7 protein-coding genes are annotated in these 9643 nt (G+C 64.6%); all 7 read right to left on the minus strand.

All coding sequences use genetic code 11. From position 1 onward, the window contains the following. Positions 1–2: 2 nt before the first annotated feature. A complete protein-coding gene (locus ENJ37_04860) occupies positions 3–1583 on the minus strand; it encodes a kinase (protein ID HHL39814.1) in 1581 nt (526 codons plus the stop codon). Continuing rightward, positions 1580–2161 (minus strand): hypoxanthine phosphoribosyltransferase, encoded by a 582-nt coding sequence (locus ENJ37_04865; GenBank protein ID HHL39815.1) that lies wholly within the window; start codon positions 2159–2161, stop codon positions 1580–1582. Before ENJ37_04865 ends, ENJ37_04860 begins: the two co-directional genes overlap by 4 nt. A 130-nt stretch (positions 2162–2291) precedes the next feature. After that, on the minus strand, positions 2292–3587 hold the full coding sequence (locus ENJ37_04870; GenBank protein HHL39816.1) for an FHA domain-containing protein: 1296 nt from the start codon (positions 3585–3587) through the stop codon (positions 2292–2294). Positions 3588–3905: 318 nt separating this feature from the next. Beyond that, entirely contained in the window at positions 3906–4628 is a 723-nt protein-coding gene (locus tag ENJ37_04875) for a Stp1/IreP family PP2C-type Ser/Thr phosphatase (protein ID HHL39817.1), read from the minus strand. Further along, positions 4625–7159 (minus strand): CHASE2 domain-containing protein, encoded by a 2535-nt coding sequence (locus ENJ37_04880; protein HHL39818.1) that lies wholly within the window; start codon positions 7157–7159, stop codon positions 4625–4627. The genes ENJ37_04875 and ENJ37_04880 overlap by 4 nt, the downstream gene beginning before the upstream one ends. A 71-nt stretch (positions 7160–7230) precedes the next feature. Next, positions 7231–8160: a hydroxymethylbilane synthase gene (gene hemC / locus ENJ37_04885; protein ID HHL39819.1), complete on the minus strand. Its 930-nt coding sequence runs from the start codon at positions 8158–8160 to the stop codon at positions 7231–7233. A gap of 39 nt (positions 8161–8199) precedes the next feature. Further along, on the minus strand, positions 8200–9504 hold the full coding sequence (locus ENJ37_04890; GenBank protein ID HHL39820.1) for a glutamyl-tRNA reductase: 1305 nt from the start codon (positions 9502–9504) through the stop codon (positions 8200–8202). Between the last annotated feature and the right edge of the window lie 139 nt (positions 9505–9643).

Here is a 9643-nt window from a genome sequence, read left to right on the forward strand (position 1 = left end):
CTTCATAGGGAGAGGGCCTCCGGTGGGATTGAGTACAGGAGACTCAGCACGCGGTCGCAGCTCCGCTCCAGGGGGGCCGAGGTGTCGACCGTCAGGTGGGCCTCGAAGCCATCGGCGGCGGCCTTCTGTCTCACGTAGATCTCCCATCGGCCGTCCGATACGGCTGGGGCCGTCTCTCCGGCGCCGAAGCGTCTTTCAAGCCTCCTCTTGATCTCCTCTTCCGGCGCCGTGCACCTTACGACGAGAAACCGGGCGCCGCGCCGCGCCGCCGCGGCGGCGGCCCTTTCCATAAACTCCTTTTTCGTGAAGGTGGCGTCTACGATGACGGGGCGGCGCTCGGCGAGCAGTCTCTCGGCGCGGGCCACGAGCTCGTCGTAGGTGCGGGCCGTGATCTCCGGGGCGTAGATGCCCTTGCCGTAGGGGTCGAGCCTGCGGGTGCGGCGCGGCGTGCCGGTGAGCTCCTTTCTGACGATGTCCGACGAGAGGACGGGCATGGCGGTGAGACCGGAGAGCGCGGCGGCGAGCGTGCTCTTGCCCGTGCCCGTGAGGCCGCAGACCACGAGCAGGTCGGGCCTGAAGCCTCCGGTGGCGTAGAGCCGGGCGAGGTGGAAGTGGCGGGCGGCCGAGAGGGCCGCCAGGCGGCGCTCGCTTGCCGGCACCTCGGGCTCCTCGTACCTGAAGCTTTCCACCTTGCCGCGCACGTAGGCGCGGTAGCAGCGGTAGAAGTCCATCAGGAGGGGGCCGTCTTCGTCGTCCGCCGCCTCGAAGTAGGCCCTGTCGAGCCTTTGCGAGAGGTCTCCTCTGCCGCGGCAGTCGAGGTCCATGGAGAGGAAGGCTATGTCGGCCGCCCTGTCGCCGTAGCGGAAGCGCTCGTTGAACTCGATGCAGTCGATGATGTTGATGCCGTCGGTTACGGAGATGTGCTCGCTGTGGAGGTCGCCGTGGCAGTCCCGGATATGGCCGCCGGCGACGCGTCCCTCCAGAAGACCCCTCTTTTCGGCGAGGAAACGGTCGGTATAGGCCCGTATCTCTTCGTAGGATTCGGCGGTGACGGTCCTGCCGCGGAAACGCCTTGTCTGGGCGAAGTTCTCGTCCGTGTTGGCCCTTACGGCCTCGGGACGGCCGTAACGGGCTATGCGCCGGTCGGTGCGGGTAGCGGCGTGGAAGGAGGCGACGGCGCGGGCTATGCGCTCCACCGTGGCCGCACCGGCCTCGCCGCGCTCGATAAGCGCCGAAAGCATCGACTCCGCGGGCAGCCTCCGCATCTTGACGGCGTACTCGACGGCGCTGCCTTCGCCCTCCATCACGAACGAGCCGTCCCGCGCCGTGACGGCCGCCACGCCGAGGTAGACGCCCTTTGAAAAACGCCTGTTGAGGCGCACCTCTTCGGTGCAGCAGCGAAGGCGCTTTTCGAGGGTGGAGAAGTCGAGAAAGCCGAGGTCGAGGGGCTTTTTCACCTTGTAGACGAGCCGCGGCGTAAGGAAGATATAGGAGATATGGGTCTGGACGAGCTCGACGCGCTCCGGGGGGTCGGCGTAGGAGGCCGGGTCGAGGAGCGCTTCTATGAGGGGGGGCAGCGTCACCGTTGTTCATGCCCGCGGCGGCCGACGGTATAGAGGTCCGGCAGACCCCGCAGGCCCTCCCTGTAGTCCATGCCGTAGCCGACGACGAAGCCCTCGCCGACGACGGCGCCGAGGTAGTGGATAGCCGCGTCGAGCGGCCCCGGCCCTGCCGGAGCGCGGCGCAGGAGGGCGCAGACCCTGATCGAGGCCGGTCTCTTGGCCTCCATGTGGCGCAGGAGCGCCGTGAGCGTAGCGCCGCGGTCTACGATGTCCTCCACGACGATCACGTGGCGGCCCTCCACCGCCAGCTCCGTGTCCTTGAGAATATGCACCTCGGAGGACGGTGTCCCGTCCCTGCCGTAAGAGCTCGTCCTTATGAAGTCCACCTCGTGGGGTATGGAGAGCGCCCGGCAGAGGTCGGCGAGGAAGACGAACGAGCCCTTCAGTATGCCGACGAGCACGGGTGTCGTCGCGCCGTAGTCGGCGGATATGCGCGATGCGAGCCGCCCGACGATCTCCCCTATCTCTTCACGGCTCTTAAGTAGGGTCAACCCCCCTTCCACGCCGCCCGGCGCCCACGGCCGCTCTCTATCTTCCATAGACAGAGCATATAACCTGCAACGGCCGGCTGTCAAGGGCCGCGGGGAGTCGAAAGTCTTTGAAGGGGGGCCGGGGGAAAGCGGCGCGGGGGGAGGGGAGGAGCGCGGGTATCGAGGGGGCCTGGGGGTGTCAGCCCTTGAAGGTCATCTTCAGGGGGCCGACCTCTATGACGTCGCCGTCGCTCAAGGGGTGTTCGGTGACCTTCCTGCCGTTGACCTTCACCGGGGCGAGCACGGCCTTCTTCAGCACCGTGAAGCGGTCCTTGCCCCGTATGATGACGGCGTGGCGTTTGGCCATGAGCATGCCGTCGACCCTGATGTCCGAGTCCTCGCCCTTTCCTATGGTGGTGATGCTGCCCAGGGGATGGACCGAGCCGTCGTTCATGTAAAGGGCCGCCGAGGGGACGAGGCTCTTCTTTTCGCTGCCGTCGGCATAGAAGGTCTGGCTCGCAAGGTCGGGGGCCTGCTCGGCCGTGCCGCTCTCTTCGGCGCTGCGCCTGGGCGAGCGGAACCTGAGCCTGAAGCCCACGATGTTGAGCTCGTCGCCGTCGCCGAGCTCCAGCGTGGTTATGCGCGAGCCATTGTGAAAGGTGCCGTTCGTGCTCGCCAGGTCTTCGGCCACGAAGCGGCCCTCGCAGTAGCGGATTACGGCGTGATGGCGCGAGACCATCCTGTCGCTCAGGTGTATCTCGTTGTCCGGGTCGCGCCCGATGCGAAGCTCCTCGACGAGCGGGAACTTGCCTATCTGCTCTCCGCCCTCGTCGTACAGCTCCACCCACGCATCGGGTGTGCCCTTGGTGTAGTGGGTGGCCACTCCCTCGTCGGGGAAGGGCTCGGAGTCCGGGGCGTGCACGACCTTGATATTGGTGTAGACCTTTATCTTGAACGGACGCTGCCGGCCCCTCTCGTAGCAGTAGAGGAGGAGCTTTTCGATGGTCGTCTCGCCGGCCCCGGGAAGGTGGACGAACGCGGCCTTGCCGCGGATGAAGATGGCGAAACCGAGGCCTTCGTCCGACTCCGTGACGACGATGATGTCCTTTGCCTGCTCCTCGATCTTCCTTACCAGGTCCTCCATGTTGACGGCGTCGGAAAGGGCCTCTTTCGCAGGCCTCTTGCCCAGGCGGACGAGCATGCACAGAAGGATCTTCTTGTCGGCCTTCACGGCCCGCAGGTCTACCCTTTCGACGGTCTTGCAGAAGGTGAAGAACTCCTTGATGGACGTCGTCTTGCCGCCCAGCGGACTCTCGACGGCCGCCGAGTAGGGCTTGCCGCCGATTATGAAGAGATAGCGCGTGGTCTCCTTGTGGGCGGCCGATACGTAGCCGTCGGAGATGATGGGCTCGACCTCGCGCCTGAAGAGGTCGTCAAGGTCGGCGAAGGGCACGGACCCTTTTTCAGTGACAAGCTCTGTAGCAGGCACCTGCATGGTAGCTCCTGGCCGTATCTTTCAACCGTATCGACTATATCACCAAATGAAGGGTTTTTAAAGAGGAATAAGCCGCCCGGCACGTCGTGGGCCGGAGCGGACCGCCTGAGGGAACCTTTTTGTAAAAGGGTCATGGACCCACGGTTCCCTCAGACTCCCTCCAAAAACTTTTAACGCCCTGGGGATCACCCCGATTTTGCCAAGCAAAATCAGGGTGATCCCCAGGGAATTAAAAGTCTTTGAAGGGGGTCTGGGGGAAACGTGGGCCTATGGCTCTTCTACAGAAAGTTTCCCCAGGTGCAATAAATCAGAGTTTCCCTAAAAACGGAGCATGACGACCGTTATATTGTCGTCGCCGCCCCGCTCGTTGGCCTTCTCGACGAGGTCGGCCACGGCGGTCTCCATGTCGTCGCCCCTCGCCGCCACGATGGAGGCGATCTCCTCGTCCTCGAGCATCGTGGTAAGGCCGTCGGAGCAGAGAAGCACGGTCTCGCCGGCCGCGGCCTCGCGGCTGCCCACGTCCACCTCCACGGGATTGCGCACGCCGAGGGCCCTGGTTATGATGTTTCGCTTCGGCGAATGGCGGGCCTGGCTCCGTGTGATGAGCCCGCGGGAGACCTGCTCCTCCACGAGGCTGTGGTCCACGGTGAGCTGCTCCACGCTCCCGCCGCTCAGCACGTATATGCGGCTGTCGCCCACGTTGACGAACGAGAAGGAGCCGCCCGTGAGGACAAGCCCCGTAATGGTCGTTCCCATGCCGCTGCACTGGGGCATGGTGGACGCAATCTCCCAGATGGCCTTGTTGGCGAGCTGCACGCCCTCGACGAGCAGTCTTTCCGGCGCCGCGCCCCTGTCGCCCGCCATGTCGAAGAGCCTTTCCACCACCTCCACGGCCGTCTTGCTCGCCACGTCGCCGCAGTTGTGGCCTCCCATGCCGTCGGCCACGAGAAAGAGCCCCAGGTCTTCCCTGCACAGGTAGGCGTCCTCGTTCTGGTCGCGTTTTCTTCCGATATCCGTGCCGTATGCGTATCGAACCTTCATATGCTCTTGATGCACGCAAGGGCGGCGGAGCTCATCTCGCCGGCCGTCTGGAACCTGCGGCGCCTGTCCTTTGCCAGCGCCCTGTCGATGAGCCGCTGGCAGCACTCCGGCAGCGACTGGTTGTAGCTTCTGAGCGGAGGGGGGTCGGACTTGGCTATGTTGTACATTATGCTCGTTATGTTGCCGCCCTTGAAGGGACGGTGGCCGGTGAGGAGCTCGTAGAGGACTATGCCCAGCGAGAAGATGTCGCTTCTGCCGTCGAGCTTGCGCCCCTCGACCTGCTCGGGCGACATGTAGCTCGGCGTGCCGAGCACCACGCCCGTCTTGGTCTGGGTGGAGGACTGGACGTGGGCGATGCCGAAGTCCATGACCTTTATGACGCCGTTCTTGGTGACCATGATGTTGGCCGGCTTTATGTCCCTGTGGACTATGCCCTTGGAGTGGGCGTAGTCGAGGGCGTCGGCGACCTTGGCCGCCACGGCAAGGGCCTCCTTGACGGGCAGGCGCTTGCCGCCCTTTATCCACTTGTCGAGCTCCCTGCCCTCGATGAGCTCCATGGCTATGTAGGCGAGCCCGCTGTCCTCGCCCACGTCGTAGATGGTGAGGATGTTGGGGTGCTGGAGCGTGCCGGCGCTCTGGGCCTCGCGGAAGAAGCGCTCCTTTATCTGGGGGATCATCTGCTCTTCCACGCCGTCGAAGTTTATGGTCTTTATGGCCATGTAACGGTTTATGACCGGGTCCCTCGCCCTGTAGACGACACCCATGGCGCCGCGGCCCACCTCCTCGATGAGTTCGTAGCGTCCGAGCGTGGGCCGCTCCATCCCCTCGGTTATGAGTCCCGTGTCGCCGGCGGCGCTGCGGGGCTCGGGCCGGGCGCCCGGACCGGTGATGATGTGCTTGAGCCGCTCCATCCTGGCGGCCACGTCCTTGTACGAGGCGTCGCCTATGTGCTCGAATACGTCGTACGCCTGGGGCCACATCCTCTTTTTCTCGAAGTCGAGGGCCAGGGTGTAAAGTATACCCTTCATTTCGTCGTCAACGGGCATGCGCTTGAATTTTTCGTAGGCCATCTCGAGCATGCCCTTGCTCTGGAAGGTGAGCCCTAACAGCTTGTTGGCCTCGCCGCTCTCCACCTCGGCCACCTGCTTGGCCTCCTCGGCGAACCAGAAGCGCCGCGAGGTGACGGCCAGGTAGTTGACGACCACGAGAAGCGCCGGGTGGGTGAGCTCGAGCCAGAGTCCGCGCAAGGCGAAGGCGTAGAAGACGGCGCCCACAAAGGCGGCCAGGAGCAGCAGCGCGGCCACGGCCCCTCCCTTTGCGGGAAGCCGTGAGAGCACCACCGTCGTTACGAGCCCCATCACCACTATGGCCGCCAGGCCCGCGGCCATGGCCCACCACGGCCGGGTGACGGTCCTGGCCCTTATGATGTTCTCCACCACCGTGGCCTCCCGCTCCACGCCCGAGTAGAGCGGCGCAAGCGGCGTGGGTCCGGCGTCGCCGAGCCCCACGTCGGTTATGCCCACGAGCACCACCTTGCCGCGGAAGGCGTCGGGGTTTATCTTGTTGTAGTAGAAGTCGAAGAAGGAGTAGACCGGAAAGGCGCCCTCGGCGTCGTAGTAGCTTACGAGCATGCCGAGGTTCGAGTCCACGGGGAGGACGGCCGGGCCGAGCTCGATGAACTCGCCCTCCGGGCCGCTGCCCATGCGGAGCGAGCCGGTGTCCATGCCCAGGTGTGCGAGGGCGACGGCGAGGGCGAAAGATGGGTAGTAGCGTCCCTGGAACTCTATGAAGAGCGGCTCCCAGCGGTCGACGCCGTCCTGGAAGCGTCCGGGGAAGCGGTTCAGGTGGCCCAGCGCCGCGGCGCCCGAGCCTATGGCGGGCACGGGGGGTAGGAGGTCCGAAGCCGAGAGCGGCTCCACGGGATAGTCGCCGCGGGGGATGAACCCGGCGGGCAGCGAGTTCCTCGTGATGAATCCCGGCGGAGCGGACTTTATGGCCGGTATCCTGCCCGACATGTCGAAGACGAAGGGGAGGACCACGTTGCCGGCCGCCTTGACCGCGCCGGCCAGACGGCTGTCGTTGTCGAGGTCGGCGGCCATGCGCTTCATGGCCTTTGAGAACCTCGCGCCCTTGGCCGTCTTGTGGAGGCCGAGCCTTGTGAACTGCTCGCGCAGCGCCCTCAGCGTTGCAAGCCCAGAGCTCTCCTCGGGCTCCGTGAAAAGGATGTCCAGCCCCACGACACTGGCGCCGGCGCCCTTGAGCTTCTGCACGGCCGCCGCTATGCGCGAGCGCGGCCACGGCCAGCGGCCGAGCTTTGCGATGCTCTCCTGGTCGATGGCCACGATGGCCACGGCCGGCTCGTCGAGCTCGCCGCCGAAGAGCCTCATGCGCAGATCATAGGTCTTGAGCTCCAGGACGTCGAGGAAACCGATGGGAGCCCTGTACAGATAGAGGAGACAGAATACGACGACGACGAGACCCCCTATGCTCCACTCCGTCCGTCCGCCCCTTTTCGTGCCGCCCTTGGCCATCTCGTTACGAATCCGCTTTGAGGGAGACTTCCCCGGAAAGACCCATGGACCGGCCGTCCCCACACAGGGGTTCAGGCCGGACCGTAAAGCTCCTCGAGTATGCGGTCGGCCCCGCGGGAGAGGAGTCTTTCGGCGAGAGTCGTGCCGAGGCTCTCGGCATCACAGGCCGGCCCCTCGACCGAGTCCCTGACGACCGTGGAGCCGTCGACCGAGGCCACCAGTCCCCTCAGCCTTAGCCTCTCCCCCTTCACCTCGCCGTATGCCGCTATGGGGACCTGGCACCCTCCTTCAAGGCGCGCAAGAAACGCCCGCTCGGCCCTCACGGCCCTGGACGTGTCGGCGTGGTCGAAGAAGGCGGTCAGATCGTTTATGTAGTCGTTGTCCACCGCCGTCTCTATGCCGAGGGCGCCCTGGCCTATGGCCGGAAGGCTCACCTCCACGTCGAGGTACTCGGTTATGCGCTCTCCCCAGCCCATGCGCCGAAGCCCCGCTCCGGCAAGTACGACGGCGTCGTACACGCCGTCGGCGGCCTTCCGCAGCCGCGTGTCTATGTTGCCGCGAAGCTCCCGGACCTCGAGGTCGCCTCTGCAGGCAAGAAGCTGGGCCTTGCGGCGAAGGCTCGAGGTGCCGACCGTGGCGCCCGGGGGGAGCTCCGAGAGGCGGCGGCCGGCGCGGCAGACGAGGGCGTCTCTCGGGTCCTCACGCTCGGTCACGGCCCGCAGGTGAAGCCCGTCGGGAAAGACGGTGGGCACGTCCTTCATCGAGTGGACCGCGAGGTCCACCCTGCCGTCGAGCAGCGCCTCCTCTATCTCCTTTACGAAGAGTCCCTTGCCGCCCACCCTGGCAAGCGGCACGTCCAGTATCTTGTCGCCCGTTGTCCTTATCCTCACGAGCTCGACATCGATGTCAGGATGGCGCCGCATGAGCTCCGTGCGCACCCAGTTGCTCTGCCAGAGGGCGAGCTTGCTGCCCCGCGTGCCTATTCTTATCGTCTTTTTCAATTTTTTCTTTAACCCCTTCCGCTGCCTGCGGGCCGGTCTTCAGCGCTTCCGGCCGCCGGCGCTCCTCAGCTCCTCTTCGCCCTCCTCCAGATCAAAGAGCCGCCTGGCCGCCTCGACGAAGAAGTCGCCCTCCACCGTGTGTGCCTCGCGCTTGAGGTGGGTGACGGGGGCGTGGAGTATCTTCTTGACTATGGCGGCGCTCATGGCGTCGAGGACCTTTTTCTGCTTGGCCGTGAGCCCGCCCATCGAGGCGAGGGCCTTTTCGAGCTCGGCCCGCCTTATCGACTCGAACCGCCTGTTGAGGGCTATGATGGTGGGCACCACGTCGAGCGACTTCACCCACCTGTAGAAGTTCCCGATCTCCTCGTCTATTATGGCCTCGGCCTCTCCCGCCTCCCTCGCCCGCTCGCGCAGGTTGGCCTCCACCACTCCCTGCAGGTCGTCTATGTCGTAGACATAGGCGTTGTCGATGTTGTTGACCAGGGGGTCTATGTTGCGGGGCACCGAGATGTCGATGAAGAACATGGGGCGCTGCTTGCGCTCGCGCATGACGCCCTCTATCTCTTCGGGTCTGATGATGAAGCTGCGGGCCCCGGTGCTGGCGATGACGATGTCCACCTCCTTGAGGTAGTGGGTGAACTCGCGGAACATGATGGCCTTGCCGCCGAAGCCGCGGGCCATCTCCACGGCCCGCGAATAGGTCCTGTTGGCCACGAAGATGCCGCTTACGCCGTCGGAGAGGAGGTGGCGGGCGGCGAGCTCGGCCATCTCGCCGGCGCCGACGAGCATGACCGACCTGCCGGCAAGCGAACCGAATATCTTCCGCGCAAGCTCCACGGCGGCGAAGCTTATGGAGACGGCCGAGGCGCCGATCCTCGTCTCCGTCCTTATGCGCTTGGCCACGGAAAAGGTCTTGTGGAAGAGCTTGTTCATCACAAGCCCCGCCGTCTTGCACCCCACGGCGTGACTGTAGGCCTCCTTGACCTGACCCAGTATCTGGGGCTCGCCCATGACCATGGAGTCGAGACTCGACGCCACCCGGAAGAGGTGACGCACGGCGTCCTCCCCCCTGTGCACGTAGAGATGGTCGTCGAGCTCCTCGATGGGTACGCCGTGGTAGTCCGATATGAAACCCTTTATCTGCCAGGCGCCCTTCTCCATGTCCCCAACGGCGGCGACAATCTCCACCCGGTTGCAGGTGGAGATTATGACCGCCTCGTTGAGACCGTAATGGTTGGTGAGCCTGCCCAAAGGCTCGGCTATGCCGTCCGCCGGAAAAGATACCTTTTCCCGTATCTCCACGGGCGAACTCCTGTGATTCAACCCGACTATTACAAGATTCATAATCCCGACGACCTCCCGACTCTCCTGGGGGAAACTTTCTGTAGAAAGTTTCCCCCAGACCCCCTTCAAAGACTTTTAATTCCCTGCGGTTCATCCCGATTTTGCAAGCAAAATCGGGATGAACCGCAGGGCGTTAAAA

The sequence above is a fragment of the Deltaproteobacteria bacterium genome, assembly GCA_011375175.1.
Taxonomy (GTDB): Bacteria; Desulfobacterota; GWC2-55-46; order GWC2-55-46; family DRME01; genus DRME01.

What these genes read in the sequence shown, in the direction of transcription:
- ENJ37_04865 (HHL39815.1), bottom strand. Translation starts at nt 2,161, where the DNA reads ATGGAAGATAGAGAGCGGCCGTGGGCGCCGGGCGGCGTGGAAGGGGGG.
- ENJ37_04870 (HHL39816.1), bottom strand. Translation starts at nt 3,587, where the DNA reads ATGCAGGTGCCTGCTACAGAGCTTGTCACTGAAAAAGGGTCCGTGCCC.
- ENJ37_04875 (HHL39817.1), bottom strand. Translation starts at nt 4,628, where the DNA reads ATGAAGGTTCGATACGCATACGGCACGGATATCGGAAGAAAACGCGAC.
- ENJ37_04880 (HHL39818.1), bottom strand. Translation starts at nt 7,159, where the DNA reads ATGGCCAAGGGCGGCACGAAAAGGGGCGGACGGACGGAGTGGAGCATA.
- ENJ37_04890 (HHL39820.1), bottom strand. Translation starts at nt 9,504, where the DNA reads ATGAATCTTGTAATAGTCGGGTTGAATCACAGGAGTTCGCCCGTGGAG.